The sequence below is a fragment of the Streptomyces sp. Tu 3180 genome, from assembly GCF_009852415.1.
In the GTDB taxonomy this organism is placed as follows: Bacteria; Actinomycetota; Actinomycetes; order Streptomycetales; family Streptomycetaceae; genus Streptomyces.
This window is the reverse complement of sequence record NZ_WOXS01000002.1, coordinates 4351595-4370324: the sequence shown is the minus strand read 5'-3', so window position 1 is coordinate 4370324 and position 18730 is coordinate 4351595. Positions and strand designations below refer to the sequence as shown.

At 75.4% G+C, this 18730-nt stretch carries 14 protein-coding genes; 4 read left to right on the top strand and 10 right to left on the bottom strand.

What is annotated here, in order from left to right; all coding sequences use genetic code 11:
• Positions 1-154: 154 nt before the first annotated feature.
• The 7 genes from GL259_RS20555 to GL259_RS20525 form a co-directional block, all read right to left on the bottom strand.
• Entirely contained in the window at positions 155-1564 is a 1410-nt protein-coding gene (locus tag GL259_RS20555) for a DUF5933 domain-containing protein (RefSeq protein ID WP_279578626.1), read from the bottom strand.
• Positions 1565-2380: 816 nt separating this feature from the next.
• Entirely contained in the window at positions 2381-3682 is a 1302-nt protein-coding gene (locus GL259_RS20550; RefSeq protein ID WP_159534839.1) for a diaminopimelate decarboxylase, read from the bottom strand.
• A gap of 211 nt (positions 3683-3893) precedes the next feature.
• A complete protein-coding gene (locus tag GL259_RS39340) occupies positions 3894-5546 on the bottom strand; it encodes a helix-turn-helix domain-containing protein (RefSeq protein ID WP_159534838.1) in 1653 nt (550 codons plus the stop codon).
• A gap of 168 nt (positions 5547-5714) precedes the next feature.
• Positions 5715-8393: an ABC transporter substrate-binding protein gene (locus tag GL259_RS20540; protein WP_159534837.1), complete on the bottom strand. Its 2679-nt coding sequence runs from the start codon at positions 8391-8393 to the stop codon at positions 5715-5717.
• Positions 8394-8748: 355 nt separating this feature from the next.
• Positions 8749-9963 (bottom strand): FAD-dependent oxidoreductase, encoded by a 1215-nt coding sequence (locus GL259_RS20535; RefSeq protein WP_159534836.1) that lies wholly within the window; start codon positions 9961-9963, stop codon positions 8749-8751.
• A gap of 92 nt (positions 9964-10055) precedes the next feature.
• Positions 10056-11000, bottom strand: a complete 945-nt coding sequence (gene sigJ, locus GL259_RS20530; RefSeq protein WP_159534835.1) for an RNA polymerase sigma factor SigJ — start codon at positions 10998-11000, stop codon at positions 10056-10058.
• Positions 11001-11120: 120 nt separating this feature from the next.
• Positions 11121-11867, bottom strand: a complete 747-nt coding sequence (locus tag GL259_RS20525) for an SDR family oxidoreductase (protein ID WP_159534834.1) — start codon at positions 11865-11867, stop codon at positions 11121-11123.
• 146 nt (positions 11868-12013) lie between these two features.
• Here GL259_RS20525 and GL259_RS20520 point away from each other — a divergent pair, with 146 nt between their 5' ends.
• Positions 12014-12808, top strand: coding sequence for a TetR/AcrR family transcriptional regulator (locus GL259_RS20520; protein ID WP_159534833.1), 795 nt, complete (start codon positions 12014-12016; stop codon positions 12806-12808).
• A gap of 56 nt (positions 12809-12864) precedes the next feature.
• Here GL259_RS20520 and GL259_RS20515 read toward each other — a convergent pair whose 3' ends face one another.
• Both GL259_RS20515 and GL259_RS20510 read right to left on the bottom strand, forming a co-directional pair.
• Positions 12865-13548 (bottom strand): ABC transporter ATP-binding protein, encoded by a 684-nt coding sequence (locus GL259_RS20515; protein WP_159534832.1) that lies wholly within the window; start codon positions 13546-13548, stop codon positions 12865-12867.
• Positions 13545-14630, bottom strand: coding sequence for an ABC transporter permease (locus tag GL259_RS20510; RefSeq protein ID WP_159534831.1), 1086 nt, complete (start codon positions 14628-14630; stop codon positions 13545-13547). Before GL259_RS20510 ends, GL259_RS20515 begins: the two co-directional genes overlap by 4 nt.
• A 172-nt stretch (positions 14631-14802) precedes the next feature.
• Here GL259_RS20510 and GL259_RS20505 point away from each other — a divergent pair, with 172 nt between their 5' ends.
• The gene (locus GL259_RS20505; RefSeq protein ID WP_159534830.1) at positions 14803-16164 is read left to right on the top strand and encodes a sensor histidine kinase; all 1362 of its coding nucleotides are present in this window, start codon (positions 14803-14805) and stop codon (positions 16162-16164) included.
• Positions 16161-16796, top strand: a complete 636-nt coding sequence (locus GL259_RS20500) for a response regulator transcription factor (protein WP_159534829.1) — start codon at positions 16161-16163, stop codon at positions 16794-16796. The genes GL259_RS20505 and GL259_RS20500 overlap by 4 nt, the downstream gene beginning before the upstream one ends.
• A gap of 324 nt (positions 16797-17120) precedes the next feature.
• Here GL259_RS20500 and GL259_RS20495 read toward each other — a convergent pair whose 3' ends face one another.
• Positions 17121-17837 carry a ferritin-like domain-containing protein gene (locus GL259_RS20495; RefSeq protein ID WP_159534828.1) on the bottom strand — a complete coding sequence of 239 codons (717 nt, stop codon included), beginning with the start codon at positions 17835-17837 and terminating at the stop codon, positions 17121-17123.
• Between the two features lie 235 nt (positions 17838-18072).
• Between GL259_RS20495 and GL259_RS20490 the strand changes: the two genes are divergently transcribed.
• Positions 18073-18702 carry a flavin reductase family protein gene (locus GL259_RS20490; RefSeq protein ID WP_159534827.1) on the top strand — a complete coding sequence of 210 codons (630 nt, stop codon included), beginning with the start codon at positions 18073-18075 and terminating at the stop codon, positions 18700-18702.
• The last annotated feature ends 28 nt before the right edge of the window (positions 18703-18730 follow it).

Sequence of the window (18730 nt, the reverse complement as noted above, 5' to 3'; positions counted from 1 at the left end):
TGGTGAGGGCCGGACGGCCCCGTGCCTCCCGGGGGAAGGGGGAGGGGACGGAGGGCACGCCGGCCACCACGGCCACGGCCGGACCGCCGGGCACCCGGGCGGCTCCCCGGTCCCGCCCGGGCGGTGCGCGGCAGGCCGCCCGGTGCGGCGGGGGTCAGGTCAGTTCGGGTTGCGGTTCCGGCCGGCGCACCGGTGCGGCCCCCGGTTCCCACAGCGCGGTGGTCCGTACGTAGCCGAGGACCACCGAGGCCGTCACCAGCACGAGCAGCGGTCCGTACAGCCACGGACGCTCGGCCATCTCCGACGGCAGGAAGCGGTAGGACACCAGGAGCGCGGCGAAGACCGTCGCGCCGTGAACGACCAGCCGGACCCCCGACCGGTCCCAGCCGCGGTCGGACGCGCGCAGCGCCGCCTCGATCGTGAGCGTGAACACCACGCCGGCCAGGAGGTCGGCGCCGTAGTGGTAGCCGAACCCCAGCGTCGCGGCGAGCGTGGCGATCAGCCAGAACGTGCCCGCGAACCGCAGGACGCGCGGGCCCTTCCGGGTGTGGATGAAGATCGCGGTGGCCCACGCCGTGTGCAGGCTGGGCATGCAGTTCCGCGGGGTGATCCCGTCGAACGGCATGGGGTGCGGGGGAACGAGGGGGGGTGGCGTGTGCGGCCACAGGTCGGCCACCGCCCAGGGTTCGCTGGGCGGCATGTCCTCCGCCCACAGGCTGACCGCCGCCCAGTGCTCGGTGCCGGTGCCGTAGGCGAAGATCGGGCCGACCACCGGGTAGATCATGTAGAAGGCCGGCCCGAGGAGGCCGATCACCAGGAAGGTGCGCACCAGGTGGTGGCCCGGGAAGCGGCCCTCGACCGCCACACGGCGCAGCTGGTACAGCGCGACGACGACCGCGGCCACCGCGAGCTGGCCGTAGACGAAGTCGAGGAAGTTGAAGCCGACGGGACCGGTGGCCGTGACCACCCGGCCCACCAGCCACGACGGGTTGCCCAGCGCGTGGTCGGCGGTCGCCACGTACTGGTCGAGCACCACCGGGCGGGTCTTCGAGGTGATGAACAGCCAGGTGTCACCGGTCTTGCGGCCGGCCACCAGCAGCAGGGCCAGCCCGACGCCCTTCAGCAGCAGGACGCGCTCCCGGCCGGTGCGGCGGGTGACGGCGATGACCGCGCAGGCCAGGACCACCCACAACGCGCCGTTGCCGAAGGGGTGGCCGCCGTCCGTCCCGGCTCCGACCGCCCACCGGACCACCAGGAAGGCGAGGTCGACACCGACCGCCGCCCCCACCGCGACGAGCCGTTGCCGCCAGGTGAGGACCACCGTCATCAACGCCATGGCGGCGTACAGCAGTCCGCCCGACTTGGGGGCGAACACCACCTCCCGCACCTGGTTGGTGATCGGACCGGGGACGCCGTGGTGCCGCGCGGCGAACTCCAGCGCGACGAGGAACCCGAGGGTCGTGACGGCCGCCGCGGCCCAGAGTCCCGCCCGTGCTCGGCGCCACCCGGAGAACGCCGTTCTCCGGCTCGTTCGCGAAAGGTCCTGCGGTGGTATGTGTCTCAATTCTTGGCCGCTTTGCTAGATGTTGGTCATGTCAGGGCGGGTTTCGCTCGTCACCTTCCGGCCGGAACCGGCTTCCCCCCTCACGAGGGGCAGCCCGTCACAGCAAGACGGAAGGACCACGGTCCGGGTTCCGGGAAGTCCGTCGTCGCCCCGCACGCCGGCCGCCGGCCCCGGTGCGGGACGTCGTCCTGGAACCCCCCGCCCGCCACACCGGTGACGGCCCGGCCGCCGCCGGCTCCCGTGCCGTCGGCCGCCCGCACCCCGGCGGGCCACCCCGGGACGGCTCCGCCCCCGCTCCCGCGTGAGGGTGTTCTCCGCCGGGTCGCCCCCCCGTGACGCGGCGGTGCCCCCACGCCCAGGCCGAGGGAAGCACAGCGAATCTGCGCAGGTCAATAGCCGTGCAAGCACGCGGGCGGCCCCGGACCGGCCGGTCCGGGGCCGCCCTGCCGTCAGCGGGTCTGCGCCCACACCGCCAGCAGACCCACCACGGCCGTGCCCGCCCCGTAGCAGGCACCCCTGAGGAACTGGTCGGCCGCGACGCGCCGGCGTCGCGAGATCCACCGCGCGGCGTCACACGTCGCCCGGCCGCAGCGCGCCCCCGTGGTGGACAGCCGTCGTCCGACGACCCTCCACCGGCCCGGTGACGTCGCTTTCTCCGTGGGGCACCCTGACCGGGCGCACCGTACTTTCATGGCGGTTGCACCTGCCTTCCTCGGTGTCGTGGTTCCTCCGGGCGGCCGGGCGTGCCCGCCCGGGCCGCACCGGTCCAAGTGGCCGCGATCGGCGTTCCGTCGGGGTCGCGCGGGAGGGCGGGGGTCACCGCCCGGCGAGGGCCGGGAACGGGTGGGCGGCCTGTGCGGGGCGGAGCAGCCGGAAGGTGACCCGGCCGTCGGCGTCGACCCGGGCCCCGTGCACGGCGGGTTCGGGCAGGCTGTTGTAGTGGAAGGGCGTGGAGAAGTAGTAGGCGCCGGTGTCCGGGACGACGACGAGGTCGCCGACGTCGAGGAGGGGCAGCGCACGGTCGCGTGCCAGCAGGTCGCCGGCGAAGCAGCACGGGCCCGCGACGTCCTGCGGCACGGGCCGGCCGTGCTTGGCCCGGCCGTGGGCGTCGTGGGCCTCGATCCGCAGGGGCCACGCGTCGGGGGCGAACACCGTCCGCGTGGCGACCTGCGCGCCGGCGTGGGTGATCGCTATGGGACGCCCGCCGACGGTCTTGGTGTACTCGACGTACGCGGCGGTGAACCCGTTCTTGGCCAGCACGGAGCGGCCGAACTCGGTGACGACCTCGTACGCGCCCGAGAACAGGGCCGGGGCGTGCTCGCGCAGGTGGTCCACGTAGGTGTCGAAGCCCGGCGTCGTCTCGTCGCTGTCGAAGTTGACCGGCAGTCCTCCCCCGATGTCGATGCCGGTGACCTGCCGGCGCCCGAGGTGGGAGTTGACCTCCTCGGCGAACTCCACCGCCTTCGCGATGCCGCGGGCGATCAGGTCCAGGGGGCAGCCCTGCGAGCCGACGTGCGTGTGCACCCAGGTGAGCCAGGGACGGTCCCGGTACGCCTGGAGCAGGCGTCGCCGGTTGCCCTCGTCCTCCAGGGGGATGCCGAACTTCGAGGTCGCGGTGGCCGTGCTCATGGCGGTGATCGAGCCGGCGCCGACCTGGGGGTTGACGCGCACGCCGATCCGCGAGCCGGAGGAGCGGGCCGCCAGGAGCTCGTCCAGCCGGGAGAGTTCCTGGAAGCTGTCCGCGTTCACCGCGATCCCCAGGTCCAGGGCCCGGGCCAGCTCGGCCCGGGTCTTGGCCGGGGAGTCGAACACGATGTGCGCGGGCTCGAAGCCCGCCTCCAGCGCCTGGGCGAGCTCGCCGGCGCTGGCGACCTCGCAGCCCATGCCGTTCAGGCGCAGTTCCTCGAGCACGGGGACCAGGCAGTTCGCCTTGGCCGCGAACGCGTGCAGGACCCGGAGGGAGTCGGGGAACGCGCCGTGCAGGGCCCTGACGGTCTCGTCGACGCCGTCGAGGTCGACGAACCCGGCCAGCACGGCCGTCTCGGGTTCCAGGAGTCCCTGCCGCACGGCCGCCCGCAGAATCCGCTCACGCCGGCCGCGCCTGTCCGAACCACTCATCGTGCACCCTCCCTGAGCCGGGGTCTCACCGCCCACGGCTGCCGTGGGCGGGCCACCAGACTCCCGTCGGAGCGGTGCGGGCGTCTTCGTCGTGAGTTCCGGTGTTCCTCCGCTCGGTTCTCACCGCGGAGCGAAACCGCGGACGCGGCGCGGCCGCCCTCGTGCCCGGGCACGAGGAAGCCGCCCTTCCTTCGTGCCGGCGCACGAGCGCTCACGCCTTCGGGCCACCGCGCTCCAGGAGGCGCAGCTGCAACTGGGCGAGGAGGCGGGCGTCCGGACTGCGGAGGTCGAGCCCGGACACCTCGGTGAGCCGGCTGATCCGGTGCCGCAGGCTGTTCGCGTGCACGCCCAGCGCCCGGGCGGTGTCCGGCACGTGGCCGAAGTGGTCGAGGTACGCCCGCAGGGTCCGCACCATGGTGCCCCCGCCCTGCCCCGCGTCGAACTCCACCAGGCGCGCCACCGGTGTCTCCGGTGCCGGGACCGTCCCCGCCAGCGCGTCCAGCATCTGGTTCAGGGCGATCGTCTCGGCCACCTCGCTCGCGAAGGCGACGGTGCGGTGCTCCCCCGCCGAGAGCAGCGCCCTCAGGGCCAGGTCCGCCGACCGGCGGGACTCGGGCAGGTCCGCCAGGGCCTCGGCCACCGTGCCCAGGCCGATCCTCGTCTCCGGCCCGAACGCGTCGGCCACCTGCCGGGCCAGCGACCTCCCCAGCCGTGCGATCTGGTCGGCGGCCCGCTCCGCGTCCCGGTGCAGCGCGCCCACCAGGACCAGGGCCCCCCGGTCGACCGGCACCACCACCGGCGTCAGGTCGTACGCGCCGCAGCGCACCGCCAGCAGGGCGCACAGCCTGCCGGTCTCCTCCCCCTTGCAGGAGGCTCCGGGGCGCACCGCCAGGACGGCGCAGTGCCCGTGCTCCGGTATCCCGGTGTGTTCGGCCAGCACGCCGGCGGATCCCCGTCCGTCGAGCAGCGCGCGGGCCGCGTCCTCGACCAGCCGGGCGTGCGTGCGGTGCGACCGGTGGTGGAGCAGGTGGGCGGCGGCCGCCCGCGCCGCCGACCGCAGGGTGTCGGAGGCGTGCGGCGGGAGGTCGCCGCCCGCGGCCGCCACCCAGATCGACCCCAGGATCTCTCCGCCCGCCCGGACGGCCACCACCAGGCGCTCCGGGTTCTCCCCGTGCGCCGGCCGGTGGATGACGTCCCCCGAGCCCCACAACGCCCGGAAGAACCCGGTCTCCCGCATGGCGGCCACGCGCCACTCCGGCACCCGGCGGCCGAGGATCGTCAGCCGGCGCAGCTCGTCCACGTCCTCCTTCGTGGACGAGTACGCCAGGACCCGGGACTCCACGTCCTCGATCGTCACCGCGCCGCCGACCAGGACCGCCACCGCGTCGGCCAGCCCGTTCAGGTCGCCCGGCATCACCGCCGCCACGGCGGGGTCGGCGGGGACCCCGGACAGGACCAGACCGGCCCGCAGCGCGCCGACCAGCTCGGTCCAGCCGCACCACGCCGTCCGCAGCAGCACCGCCGTGCCGGCGTCCTCGGCGGCCGCCCGCAGCGCGTCCGGGGGCCGCCCGGACCTGCCCGGCCCGAAGACCACCGCGGCCGCGTCCGCGGCGGCGGCCGCGCGCACGGCGTCGACGGCGGCGGCCGACTGCGGGTCCGTGCCCACGGCCAGCAGCACCTGCCCCCGCGGGAGGACCGGCTCCAGCGGGTCCAGCACCGTGACCCCCTCGACCACGGCCCCCAGGCCGCGCGGGGTCACGTACGGCTCCAGCGCGCCGGCCCCCATGACGGACAGCAGTCCCCCCAGCGTCGGCCCGGCCGCCGCGGCGGCGTCCCCCTGCCCGGCCGTTCCGTCCGGCACCATCCGGCCCCCTCGCGTCGGTGCGTCGTGTGACGGTGAGTGTAGGAGGAGTCACAGGAAGGGCGCGAGGCGCGGGCGGAGGCCGGCCGCGCGCCCCCGCACCGGGCGGCCGCGGTCGCCCCGTCCGCCGCTCCGTGCCCCGCGCGCCCGGCCGGCACCGGGCGCGGCCGGTCAGCCCGCGCAGGGCGGCCCCTGCTCCTCGCTCGACCGGTGCTGGCGGTAGGCGCCGCAGGCGAGCACCGCCTCCGGCCGGTTCCCCGACTGGCGCAGCAGGACGAGGGTCTTGTCGTGGGGCGGGGCGTTGGCGCCGTCGTAGGAGACGTATCCGGTGGCCCCGTCGAAGGCGATGCCCGCGCCGAGGACCAGCAGGACGGACGTGCGGTCGACGGCCGGATCGGCCAGCCCGGCCTGGCGCACCGCGTGCGACAGGACGTGGAAGGCGTCGTACGAGACCGCGGAGTGGCCGTCCTGGCGCCAGGGGTCGGTGCCTTCGGTGGTGGCCTCCACGTAGGCGTCGTACTCGTCCACGAACTGCCGGGTCCGGTCGCTCGCCTCCGGGTCGTCGGCCGGCAGCCGGTGCGCGGAGTAGTACAGGCGCAGCCAGTCCTTGTTGGCGAACGCTCCGGTCTGCGCCACGTTGGTCAGCTCGTTGCCGCCGAGCACCGTCACGTCGCGCGCGGTGCACGTCCCCGCGGTGTCCATGGAGTTGATGAGCGCGGTGAAGTCCTTGGCCCGCGCCGACCAGTACACCACCGAGTCCGGCTCGTCCTCCAGCGCGTCGCACAGCGACCGTGCCAGCAGGGCGGCGTCGGACCGGCTGACCGCACCGCTCAGCGCGGCGGCGCCGAACTCGCCCTCCTGGTTGAAGTCGAACACCTGGTGCGTGCCCTCGAACTCGTCGACGAACCGGCGGGCGAGGCTGTGGCTGTACAGGTCCGCGGAGCTCTCGATCACGATCGCGTGCCGGGCCGGGACGCAGCGGTCCTCGTGGCCGGACTCGGCCACGATGTTCTCCGTGTACGCGAAGTCCGCCTCGATCCTGGCCTCCCGCGAGTTGAACGGCGTGGAGGGCCAGTAGGTCCGTACGGCGGGACCGGTGAGCATCTCGTCGGCGGTCGCGGTGGTGCCGATCGAGGGGATGCCCGCCTCGCCGAGGACCCGCAGGGCCGCCTGGGTCTCGCCACGGCTCTGCGCGAAGCCCAGCACGCCGACGACCCGGTCGGACGCCGGGACGTTCCTCTCGTCCGCCACCTCCGCGGCGAGCTTCCTCGCCTCGCTCTCGGCGTCGCGGAAGGCGACTCCGGCCTCGCGCACGTCCACGCGCAGGGGGATCAGGGAGTCGTCGGCGGCGGCCTCGCGGTTCAGTTTCCGCTGCCACATCGCGATGCCGCGCAGTTCCGGGATCGTCCCGTCGAAGCGCGTCTCGTCGTCGGTCTTCGGCGGGTCGGACACGAAGGCGACGACCGTCCGCACGGTACGGCCCTGCTCGGCGTACCGGTCGACGCGCGCGTTCTGGTCGGCGATGGTCTTCACGGCCGCCTCGTACCAGGCGGTGGCCTGCACCGGCACCGGTTCCGCGGGAGCGGACTCCGCCACGGACCCGGTGCCGCCGAGGCAGTCGCGCGGCGGGGGGAAGAAGACGGGCGGGAGCAGCAGTCCCGCGGCGAGCAGGGCGAGCGCGGCCACCCCGCCGACGATCGTGGCCGGGACCTGCCGGCCGAACCTGAACGTCCTCGGCTCGACGGGCAGGACGCGCACGCCGTGCTCCGCCAGGGCGGCCTCGGAGACGTCGGTCAGGACCGGGGAGGCGTCGGCGGCGGCATGGTCGGCGAGGCGCTTGCCCGCCTCCGGGAACCCGCTCCCGGCCGGGTCGCCCAGCTCCCGCAGCAGGGTGGCGGAGGGCACGCCCACGGCGACGACGAGCGGGCCCGGCGGTCCGGCGGTGGCCTGGGCCCGGCGCAGGGAGCGCAGGAAGCGCTCCGCGGCGCGGGCGCCCGCCTCTCCCTCCGGGGGCAGCTCCACGAACAGGACCGGGCGGCTGGTCCTGCGGCGCCGGCCGGGCAGGATCCGGCCGATCGCGGGCCGGCGCAGGTCCTCCAGCAGGGCGCGCAGGACGAGCCAGTCGAACTCCTGGAGCGCCTCCTCGTGGGCCGGGTCGTCCATGAGCTGGACGGAGCGCTCGGCGGCCACGCGGTCCATCACCCGGAAGAGGTTGTTGCTGCCCTGGGCCACCGGTTGCGCACCGAGCCAGCCCCGCATCACCTTGCGGGAGATGCGGTGGGCCCACCACCACTTCGGGAGCAGCTGGACGAACGACAGCCAGCTGAGGCCGGCCAGGAAGCCGGCGAGCCCGTCGAGGGCCGGGCCCTCCATCCTGGTGAAGGCCAACGGGCCGCCGCGCTGGGCCCGTTGCTCACCGGCGTGGGCCCGCAGCTCCGCCTCCTGGTCCGCGTGGGTCGCCCACTCCTCCGGGTGCGACCTGATGTAGTCCACCAGGTCGCACATGACGTGGAAGTGCGGGAAGCGGTCGGGGGTCATGTGCTGCGGAGTGGTGCGGTACAGCTGCGTCCCGGCGCTGACGGAGAGCAGCCGGGCGTCGGCCTCCTCGCCGGTGCCGGCCGGCAGGTGGGCGAACGGCACCCGCTGCCGCAGCGCTCCGGTGAGGGCGGCGACGACACGGTCCGCGGCGCTCCGGTACGACGCCCGCGGCACGCGCAGGAGGAACAGCGGCGGACTGGTCCCCAGCCTCGCCCGGTTCTCGTACGCGGGGGCCACGGCGACCCGGAACTCCCGTATGAACTCGATGGACTGGTCGTTGGGGAAGGAAGGGTCGTCGAGAGGTGTGGTCATGCGGAACTCCCCCGTGTTCAGCCTGATCGACACGCGCCGGGAACGACACCGGCTCCTGACTGGCTTCTGACTGATTCCTGACCGACTCGGCCTTCTGCGAGCGGAGTTGAGAGGAAGCGGTTGAGAAGAGAAGGCCGAGAAAAGGAAGTTGAAGGATAGCCGCGACGTGTCAGGGGTCACAACGGGTCGCGGGGGGCGTTCCTCCGGCCCTCGCACGCGCCTCCTGCTCCCCCGCACGCGCCCCTCCGTCCCGGACCGGGCGACCGGCCCGGGCGGGGAGCGCGGGGCCGGTCCCCGGTGTCCGCTCCGGGAGGAGGGCGCGGGGCGGTGGCCGGGGCCTTCTCGTCCGCGCGGTTCAGGCCGACGCCTCGGCCGCCTCGGCCACCGGGACCACCGAGCCCGCCGGGACCGGCTTCCGCACGACGCGGCGGCGCCGGGCCGGCATGCCGAGCGTCGGACGGGCGACGCTCCAGGCCGCGCCCTTGCAGACCAGCTCCTTGTAGACGGCCGCGAGCCGGCCGGTCAGGGCCGCCCGGACGGCGCGGTCGTCGGCGGTGACGTACTGGATCAGGCCCTCCCCGCGGCCCAGCGAGATGCACTGGTTGAAGTAGCGGATCGGCACGTTCGGGAGCTTCCCGCCGGTCAGGCGCGCCACGATGGCGTCGGCCGCCTGCCATGCGGTGGGGCCGCCCGAGGCGCACGACATCCGCAGCGGCTTGCCGCCGGGGCCCATGGCCATGGCCGCGTCGCCGACGGCGTACACGTCCGGGTGCGAGACCGAGCGCATGGTCCCGTCGACCACGATCCGGCCGGTGCCGGTGACCTCCAGGGCGGTGGCCCTCGCGATCGGGTGGACGGCGAACCCGGCGGTCCACACGATGACCGCGGCCGGGACGGATGTGCCGTCGGCGGTGTCGACGCGGTCGGCCCCGACGCCGGTGACGGTGGCGTGCTCGTGCACGGTGATGCCGAGTTCGCCGAAGACCTTCCGCAGGTGCAGGCGTCCCTTGGGCGAGAGCCAGTCGCCGAGGCCGTCGCGGGCGACGAGGGCGACGTCGAGGTCCGGACGGGACTCGGCGATCTCGGTCGCGGCCTCCAGGCCGGTGAGGCCGCCGCCGACCACGACCACGGGCTGTCCGGCGTCCAGGCGGGCCAGGCGCTCGCGCAGCCGGAGCGCTCCGGGGCGGCCGGCGATCTCGTGGGCGTGTTCGGCGGCGCCGGGGACGCCCCGGTCGTTCCAGCCGCTGCCGAGGGCGTACACGAGGGTGTCGTACTCCAGCTCCTCGGCGCCGTTCTCGCCGGTGACGGCGACGGCCCTGCGGTCGACGTCGACGCCGGTGACCTTCGCGAGCCTCAGTGCGACGCCGGTGCCCGCGAACATCTCGTCGAGGGGGCGGGGCCTGAGGTCCTGGCCGACCGCGAGCTGGTGCATCCGGACGCGCTCGACGAAGTCGGGCTCGGCGTTGACCAGGGTGATGGCGACGTCCTCGCGGCGCAGCCGCCTGGCGAGGCGTCCGGCCGCGACGGCTCCGGCGTATCCGGCTCCGAGGACGATGATGCGGTGCTGCATTGCGGTGCTCCTGTCGTCGGCGGTTCGCCCCTTGAACCGGGCGGCCCGCCGTTTCCTGACAGGACTGCGATGTGACGCGCGTCACATGAATGTCAGAAGAAACGGAGCAGGGGTTCTCCGTGGTCGGCGGCCGCCCACCGCCGGGTCGCGCGCTCCAGCTTGTCGGGGTTGACCTGGTTGCGGATCGCGGTGATGCCCCCGGGGGTGACCGCCAGGCACATGACGCCGACGACCCGGCCGTCGAGCACCGCCACGAGGGCGGGGTCGCCGTTGGCGGTCGCGGCGTAGACCCCGGGCGAGCCGCCGATCAGGTCGCGCTTGGCCTTGCCGGGCTTGAACAGGCCCCGCACGAACTTCGCGACCGCCACGGCGCCCTCGAACGCCTTGGTGCGGGCCGGGACCTTGCCGCCGCCGTCGCCGATCGCGACGGCGTCCTGGGTGAGCAGCCGCACGAGCGGCTCGGTCCGGCCGCTGGTGGCGGCCGCGAGGAACTCGTCGACGACCCGCCGGGCGGTGGCCTCGTCGATCTCGGTGCGGGCCTTGCCGGCCGCGACGTGCTTCTTGGCGCGGTGGAAGATCTGCTGGCTGGCGGTCTCGGTGATGTCGAGGATCCCGGCGATCTCCCGGTGCGGGTAGTCGAAGGCCTCCCGCAGCACGTACACCGCCCGCTCGCCCGGGGACAGCCGCTCCAGCAGGGTGAGGACCGCGTACGAGAGCGACTCGCGCTGTTCGGCGGTGTCGGCGGGGCCGAGCATCGGGTCTCCGGCGAGCAGCGGCTCGGGGAGCCATTGGCCCACGTAGGTCTCGCGCCGGGCGCGGGCCGAGGTGAGCTGGTTGAGGCACAGGTTGGTGAGCACCTTCGTCAGCCAGGCCTCGGGCACCTCGATGCGGCGGACGTCGGCGGCCTGCCAGCGCAGGAACGTTTCCTGCACGACGTCCTCGGCCTCGCTCGCGGAGCCGAGGAGGCGGTAGGCGATGGCCTCCAGGCGGGGCCTGGACGCCTCGAACCGGTCCACGTCGTTCACGGTCAGGGCCATGGCCCGGATCCTAGTCCGCGCGGTGCGCGACGGCCGCCGGGCACCGCGGCCCGCGCGGCCCGGCGGGGAGCACGGGGAGAAGGAAAAGGAGGGAAAGGGGACGGGAGGGAGGGGAGGACGTCAGGCCAGGCCGCCGTTGGCGTACAGGACCTGTCCGTTGATCCAGCGCGCCGGGCCGGCGAGGAACGCGACGGCCTCGGCGATGTCCTCGGGCGTGCCCAGGCGCTCCAGCGGGGCCGCCTTGGACAGCTCGTCGACCGTGGCCCGGTCCTTGCCCTCCAGGAACAGGGGCGTGGCGGTGGGGCCGGGGGCCACGGCGTTGACGGTGATGTCCTTGCCGCGCAGTTCGCGGGCCAGGACGAGGGTCATGGCCTCGACCGCGCCCTTGCTCGCCGCGTAGGCGCCGTAGGAGGGGAACCGGAGGCGGGTGATCGAGGTCGAGAAGTTGACGACGGCGCCGCCGGCGCGCACCCGCCGGGCCGCCTGCTGGGAGACGACGAAGGTGCCGCGGACGTTGGTGCGGTGCATCCGGTCCAGGTCGTTCAGGTCCAGCGTGGCGATCGGCGACAGCCGCATGACGCCCGCCGTGTGGACGACCACGTCGATCCCGCCGAACTCCCGCTCCACGGTGTCGAACGCCTCCGCCATGGCGTGCTCGTCGGCGACGTCGCCGCCGACCGCGATCGCCCGGCCGCCCGCCGCGGTGACCGCGGCGACCGTGTCGTCGGCGCGGGTCTTGTTGCCGGCGTAGTGCACGCCGACGGCGAGGCCGTCCCCGGCGAGGCGCTCGACGACGGCGCGTCCGATGCCGCCGGAGCCCCCGGTGACCAGGGCGACGCGGGTGGTGGTGCCGGTGGTGCCGGTCATGGTGATCCGTCCTTCGGTGAGGTGCGGGGAAGCGGGCCGGGGCCGGCGCCCGAGAGGGCGCGACCCGACAGCCGCATCGGTGATAACCGAGCTGACACATCAACGCTAACACATCACCGATGCACCGCAAGTGTTATCGTCGATGCATGGCAACGGTGGGGACGGGGACGGAGCAGCCCCGCGAGCGGATCCTGCGGGCCGCGGCGGCACTGCTCGACGAGGGCGGACGGGAGGCGGTCTCCACGCGCGCGGTCAGCGCGGCCGCCGGCGTGCAGGCGCAGACGATCTACCGGCACTTCGGCGACATGCAGGGACTGCTCGACGAGGTGGCCCGCCGGGGATACGCGTCCTACCTGGCCGCCAAGCGGGCCCCGGACGGGGACGGCGATCCCGTGGCGCGGCTGCGGCGCGGCTGGGACATGCACGTGGCGTTCGGCCTGGCCCATCCGGCGCTCTACCGGCTGCTGTACACCGAGCCGCGGCCCGGCCAGCAGTTCGCGGTCACCGGTGACGCCCAGCAGGTGCTGCTGGGCATCGTCGAGCGGGTGGCCGAGGCCGGCCGGCTGCGCACGGGCGTCGAGGCGGCCGCCGCGATGATCCACTCCGCGGGCATGGGGGTGACCCTCACCCTCATCGCCGCGCAGGCCGACGGCAGGCTCGCCGACTACGACGGCCTGTCCGAGAGCGTCCGGGAGGCCGTGCTGGGCTCCGTGCTCGCCCCGGCCGACGGCACCGGCGCCCCGCAGGGTGCCGGGACCCGCCACGCGGCCGTGCACGCCGTCGCCCTCAAGTCCCTGATGCGCGACGGGGTGCGGTCCCTGACCTCCGGGGAGCGCGCCCTGCTCGGCGAGTGGCTGGACCGCATCGCCGCCGAGGACCGTGCGGGAGCCGGGGACCGGCCGGAAGCCGGGGACCCCGCGGGAGCCGCCGAGCCGGCGTGACCCTCCGGCGCCGGCGGCGTCCCGGGTCGGCGGGGCAGCGGGTCGACGGCGGACGGTCAGCGGGTCGGCGTCGGGAGGCTGAGGCGCCCGTCGTGGACCTCGGCGATCCGGTCGACGGCGGTGAGGTGGGTGCGGTCGTGGGTGACCAGCACGGTGGCGGTGGCCCGCTGGTGGGTGAGGCGGGTGAGCAGGTCGATGACGGCGGCGCCGCGTTCGTGGTCGAGGGCGCTGGTGGGTTCGTCGACCAGGAGGACGGTGGGGTCGTTCATCAGGGCGCGGGCGATGTTGACGCGCTGGCGCTGGCCGCCGGAGAGCTGGTGGGGACGCCGTGCGGCCTGGCCGGTCAGGCCGACGGCCTCGAGCAGTTCCATGGCCCGGCCGCGGGCCTTCCCCGGTGGGCGGCCGTCGATCCGGGCCATGACCTGGAGTTGCTCGGCGGCGGTGAGGGAGGGCAGCAGATTGGGCTGCTGGAAGACGATCCCGATCCTGCGGCGGCGCAGGTCGGTCAGCTCGCCGCGGGTCATGCCGGTGGTGGGGGTGCCGTCGACGGTGACGGTGCCGGCGTCGGGGGTGACGAGGGTGGCGGCCACGGCCAGGAGGCTGGACTTGCCGGACCCGGACGGCCCGATCACGGCGGTCAGGCTGCCCCGGGGCACGTCCAGGGTGACCCGGTCCAGGGCGGTCAGCCGGGTCTCGCCGTCGGGGTAGGTGAGGGTGACACCGGTCAGGTTCAGGCTCATCGGGCGCCCCCCAGGGCGGTCAGCGGGTCGACGGAGGTGATGCGGCGGACGGCCAGGGCGGCCCCGAGCACACCGAGCAGGACCATCACGGCGGCGGGGACCAGGACGGTGCCGGGGGTCAGCAGGAACGGCACCGTGCCACCGGCGGCGAGGGCCCCGAGGACGGCGGCGAGGCCGGTGCCGATCAGGGTGCCGCCGGTCAGCAGGACGGCGGCCTGGCCGAGGGCGTCCCGCAGCAGGCTCCCGGTGGAGGCGCCGAGCGCTTTGAGGACGGCGATGTCCGTACCGCGCTGGATGGTCCAGACGGTGAAGAAGGCCCCGACGACCAGGGCGGAGAGGACGAACAGGAAGCCGCGCATCAGTTGCAGGGAGCCGTTCTCGGAGGCGTAGGAGCCGATCGCGGACAGCGAGTCGTCCCTGGACACCGTCCTCGTGCCGGCGGCCCGGTCGGCGGCCGGCACGTCGGCGCCGGAGGTGGTGGACAGGGCGATCACGGTCGCGGCCGGGTCGCCGCTCCCGGTGGGGGGCGCGGTCTCCCGCCAGGTGTCGAGGCCGGTCCAGATCACGGGTGTGTGGCTGAAGAAGGCGTCGCCCTCGACCGCGGCCACCGTCAGCCTCCGCCCGGCCAGGGCGAAGACGTCCCCGGGCTCGAGGCCGAGGTCGCGGGCGGCCGTGGCGGACACCACCGCCGTGCGCGCGCCGAGCCCGTCGCTGCCGGGGACCAGCGGGGAGCCGGGCCGGACGCCGAAGGCGGACACCCCGGTGCTCCGGTCCCCGGCGGTGGCCTCGGTGGTGGTGATGCCCAGCGGTTCGGCGCCGGTGACACCGGGGGTTTCGGCCCAGTGCCGCCACTGCTCCTCGGTGACGGTGGAGTCGGTGTACGACAGGTCCTGCCCGTCGCCGGGCGCGTCGAAGGCGATGCGGTCGGCGGGCAGGCCGGTGATCGCGGAGACGTTCCGCTGCCCCAGCCCGGCGGTCAGTCCGGACAGCAGCCCGACCAGCAGGGTGATCAGCACGACGACGGCCCCCATCAGGGCGAAGCGCCCCTTGGCGAACCTCAGGTCTCTCCAGGCGACGAACACGGCTTCGGCCTGCCCTTTCCGGTGGTGCGGACGGTGTGCCCCCACCCTCACCGTCACCCTCCTGCGGGGGCATCCGGCGGGCGGCCTCACTTCACGGATCGAAAGGCGCCACCCGGTTTACACCTTTCGATGGAGGCGTCGAGGCCGGTCGCTTCCTTAGGCTGGGAGGACTGTGAACGTCCCCACCCCCGCTCCGACCCCGACCACCCGGACCCTGGACCGGTGTCTGCACCTGCTGGTCGTCGGCCTGCTCGCCCTGACCGCCGGGCGGGCCGTGGCCGACGGCCGCCCGCACGCCGGGGCGGTGGTGGGCACGGCCGCGGCGTGCGCCCTGGTCTACGCGGCCGGCCCGCTCCTGCCCCGCGTCCGCCGCTCCCGGCCGGCCGCCGCCGGGTGGCTGACCGCGGTCGGCGCCGTGTGGGCGGGGCTGCTGGTCCTGTCCGCCGACGGGGTCTGGGTCGCCTTCCCGCTGTACTTCCTCCAGCTCCACCTGCTGCCGCGCCGCGCCGGTCTCGTCGCGGTCGCCGCGACCGCGACGGCCGCGACCACCGCCTTCGCCGCCCACCAGGGCGCCTTCAGCGCGGCCATGGTCCTCGGGCCCGCACTCGGCGCCGCCGTGGCCGTCGCGGTCGTGTGGGGCTACCAGGCCCTGTACCGCGAGAGCGAACGGCGCCGCCGGCTGATCGAGGAGCTCACCGCCACCCGCGCCGACCTCGCCGCCGCCCAGCACACCGCCGGGGTGCTCGCCGAACGCGAACGCCTGGCCCGCGAGATCCACGACACCCTCGCCCAGGGACTGTCCAGCATCCAGCTGCTGCTGCGCGCCGCCGAACGCGCCCTCCCCGACCGGCACGAGGCCGCCGCCCGCCACATCGGGCAGGCCCGCCGGGCCGCGGTGGACAACCTCGCCGAGGCCCGCCGCTTCGTCGCCGCCCTCGCCCCGCCCGCCCTGGAGGGCACCACCCTGGCCGGCGCCCTGCAGCGCCTGTGCGCCACCACCACCGCCCGGCACCGGCTCCCCGTGCGCTTCCACCTCACCGGCGACCCGGTCCCGCTGCCGACCGCGCACGAGGTCGCCCTGCTGCGCATCGCCCAGTCGGCCCTCGCCAACACCGTCCGCCACGCCCGCGCCGGCACCGCCGAGGTCACCCTCAGCCACCCCGGCGGGCACATCGCCCTCGCCGTCGTCGACGACGGCACCGGCTTCGACCCCGAGCGGCTGCCCGCGCCCGACCCCGGGAGCGGCGGCTTCGGGCTGGCCGCCATGCGCGCCCGGACGCACGCGCTCGGCGGCACCCTCACCCTCGTGTCCGCCCCCGGACGGGGCACCGCCCTGACCGCCCGGCTGCCCCTCTCCCCCGCCGGGACCGAGCCGGAGCCGACGGGGAACCCGGAGACCGGGCCGGAGCCGAAACCGGAACCGGAACCGGAGCCGGAGCCGGAGCCGGAGCCCGCTGCCGACGCCGGCCCCGAGTCCGACCCCGCACCCGCACCCGCACCCGCCCCCGCACGCGAACCCGAGGCCCGCCCGTGACCGACACCCCCATCCGCCTCCTCCTGGCCGACGACCACCCCGTGGTGCGGGCCGGGCTGCGCGCCGTGCTGGAGACCGAACCCGGCCTCACCGTGGTGGCCGAGGCGGCCACCGCCGAGGAGGCCGTCGCCCGCGCCGCCGAGGGCGACGTGGACGTCGTGCTGATGGACCTGCAGTTCGGCAGGGGAATGGGCGGCGCCGAGGCCACCGCCCGGATCACCGCCCGGCCGGGCGCCCCCCGCGTCCTGGTCGTCACCACCTACGACTCGGACGCCGACACCCTCCCCGCCATCGAGGCCGGCGCCACCGGCTACCTCCTCAAGGACGCCCCTCCCGAGGACCTGGCCGCCGCCGTGCGCACCGCCGCCGCCGGGCGCACCGCCCTGGCCCCCGCGGTCGCCGACCGGCTCGTGAACCGGCTGCGCACGCCGGGCACCGCACTGACCCGGCGCGAGACCGAAGTCCTCGCGCTGGTCGCCGAGGGCCTGTCCAACCAGGCCGTCGGCCACCGGCTCCACCTGACCGAGGGCACCGTCAAGTCCCACCTGGCCCGCGTCTACGCCAAGCTCGGCGTCGACTCACGCACCGCCGCCGTCGCCACCGCCACCGGCCTCGGCCTCATCCGCCGCTGAACGGCGTTCCGGCCCGGCGCCCCGGCGTCCGGCGGCCTGCCCGCCGGCGTCCACGCCCCGCCGCCCCCCGGTGCCCGCGCAGCGCGGAGCGCTCGGCGGGCGTCAGGGGGCCCTCGCCCCGGGGCTGGGGCCGGACGGACCCGCCGCCCGCGGGGCGGGACCGTTCGGGGGACGAGTTCCACCCGGTCCCGGCCGGTCCGGGGAGGCCCCGGTCCACCCCGCCGGTCCCCGAAGACGCGGGCCACCGGTCCGGCATCCCAGCCCCTCCCCCCCGGGAGGCGGGCGGGAAGCGGTGGGCCGTCCGTGCTGTCGGCCCGTGCCCGTTCACGCGTCCGGGCGGGGCGCCAGCACCGCGGAGACGACCGCACCGGACGAGGCGGCGACCTCGGCCGTGAAGCGCAGGCGCCCGAGGCCGAGTCGTCGCAGCGCCGGACCGTGGTCGACGGCGACGACGAGGGAGACCGCGAGCAGGAGGAGTCGCCACAGGGCCATCACCGGGCGGCGCGCCGCGCGGGGCAGCTCCGCCAGGGAGGCGTGCAGCCGCTCGCAGTGGAACGGGACGTGGCGCTGCTCGTCGGCGAGGATCCGTCCCGCCACGTCCGAGGTGAGCGAGTCGTCGGCGCCCTCGTGCAGGGCCCGGTAGTAACGCAGTGCCACCACTTCCGCGATCATCAGCATCAGCAGTTCCGTGCGCAGGCCCAGGAGGCGCCGCAGCCGTACGAAGACCGTGTCGCTCCAGTGACCGGCCAGCGTCGGTACGCCGCCCGCGGCCAGCAACCGGGCGAGGAGGCGGGCGTGGTTCTGCTCCTCGGCGACGAAGAGCCGGACCGCCCGCGCGTAGTCGCCGTCGCCGGCCTCGTCGGCCTTGCCGACCAGGTTGGCGCCGTCACCGTCCTCGCCGACCTGGAAGCGCTGGACACTGGCCCACACCGCCGGGTGCAGCGTCGCGCCCTGCCCCCAGTCCGGGTCCCCCTGGGCGTGCCTGCGCGCCAGCTCGTCCTCGAACCGCCTTGTCCACTCGGCGAAGCCGCCCGTGCGCACCCGGTCCCCCTCCCCGGGGCACGGCCGCCGCGCCCCTGGAGAGGGACGACGCCGGCGGAGGCGGAACCGTTCCACCGCCACGGCCGCGGCTTCCGGTGCCGCCGTGGGCCCGCTCTCACCCGGCCCTCCGGGCCGCCCGGAGGGCGGTGCCGCTCCACGGGCCGGTCGCCCCTCCGTCACCGGCGGAGGACACTTCGACGGGCACCGAAGTGTTCCGCCCCTAGCGTCCCGGGGCATGACGATCGACACCCACCGAGTGGTCCGGCCGAGCATCCTCTACTTCGGCACCCCCGTGGTCCTGCTGACCACCGAGAACGACGACGGCACCGTCAACCTCGCCCCGGTCTCCTCCGTCTGGGCGCTGGGACAGCACGTCGTCCTGGGGCTGGGCACCGAGAGCCAGACCGCGCGCAACCTCGCCGAGCGCCCGGAGCTGGTGATCAACGCGGCGTCACCGCAGCTGTGGGAGCACGTGGAGCGCCTCGCCCCGCTCACCGGGGCCGACCCGGTGCCGCGGAGCAAGCGGGCGGTCTACCGGCACGAGCGCGACAAGTTCGCCGCGGCCGGGCTCACCCCGGCCGGCTCCGACCTCGTGAGGCCGCCGCGGGTCGCCGAGTGCGCCCTGCAACTGGAGGCGCGCGTCCGCGGCACGACGCCCGGCGGGGCGGGCCTCTTCCTCAGCGTCGAGTGCGACGTGCTGCGGGTCCACGCCGACGAACGCATCGTCGTGCCGGGCACCCACCACATCGACCCCGCCGTCTGGAGCCCCCTCATCTGCAACTTCCGCCACTACCACGGCCTCGCGCCGGAGGTCGGCCGCGGCTTCCGCTCGGAGACCGCGGGGACCACCACCCGGGTGGCATGACCGCGCGGCACCGCCTCGGTGCCGGCGC

What these genes read in the sequence shown, in the direction of transcription:
- GL259_RS20550 (WP_159534839.1), bottom strand. Translation starts at nt 3,682, where the DNA reads ATGAGTGGTTCGGACAGGCGCGGCCGGCGTGAGCGGATTCTGCGGGCG.
- GL259_RS39340 (WP_159534838.1), bottom strand. Translation starts at nt 5,546, where the DNA reads ATGGTGCCGGACGGAACGGCCGGGCAGGGGGACGCCGCCGCGGCGGCC.
- GL259_RS20540 (WP_159534837.1), bottom strand. Translation starts at nt 8,393, where the DNA reads ATGACCACACCTCTCGACGACCCTTCCTTCCCCAACGACCAGTCCATC.
- GL259_RS20535 (WP_159534836.1), bottom strand. Translation starts at nt 9,963, where the DNA reads ATGCAGCACCGCATCATCGTCCTCGGAGCCGGATACGCCGGAGCCGTC.
- sigJ (WP_159534835.1), bottom strand. Translation starts at nt 11,000, where the DNA reads ATGGCCCTGACCGTGAACGACGTGGACCGGTTCGAGGCGTCCAGGCCC.
- GL259_RS20525 (WP_159534834.1), bottom strand. Translation starts at nt 11,867, where the DNA reads ATGACCGGCACCACCGGCACCACCACCCGCGTCGCCCTGGTCACCGGG.
- GL259_RS20520 (WP_159534833.1), top strand. Translation starts at nt 12,014, where the DNA reads ATGGCAACGGTGGGGACGGGGACGGAGCAGCCCCGCGAGCGGATCCTG.
- GL259_RS20515 (WP_159534832.1), bottom strand. Translation starts at nt 13,548, where the DNA reads ATGAGCCTGAACCTGACCGGTGTCACCCTCACCTACCCCGACGGCGAG.
- GL259_RS20490 (WP_159534827.1), top strand. Translation starts at nt 18,073, where the DNA reads ATGACGATCGACACCCACCGAGTGGTCCGGCCGAGCATCCTCTACTTC.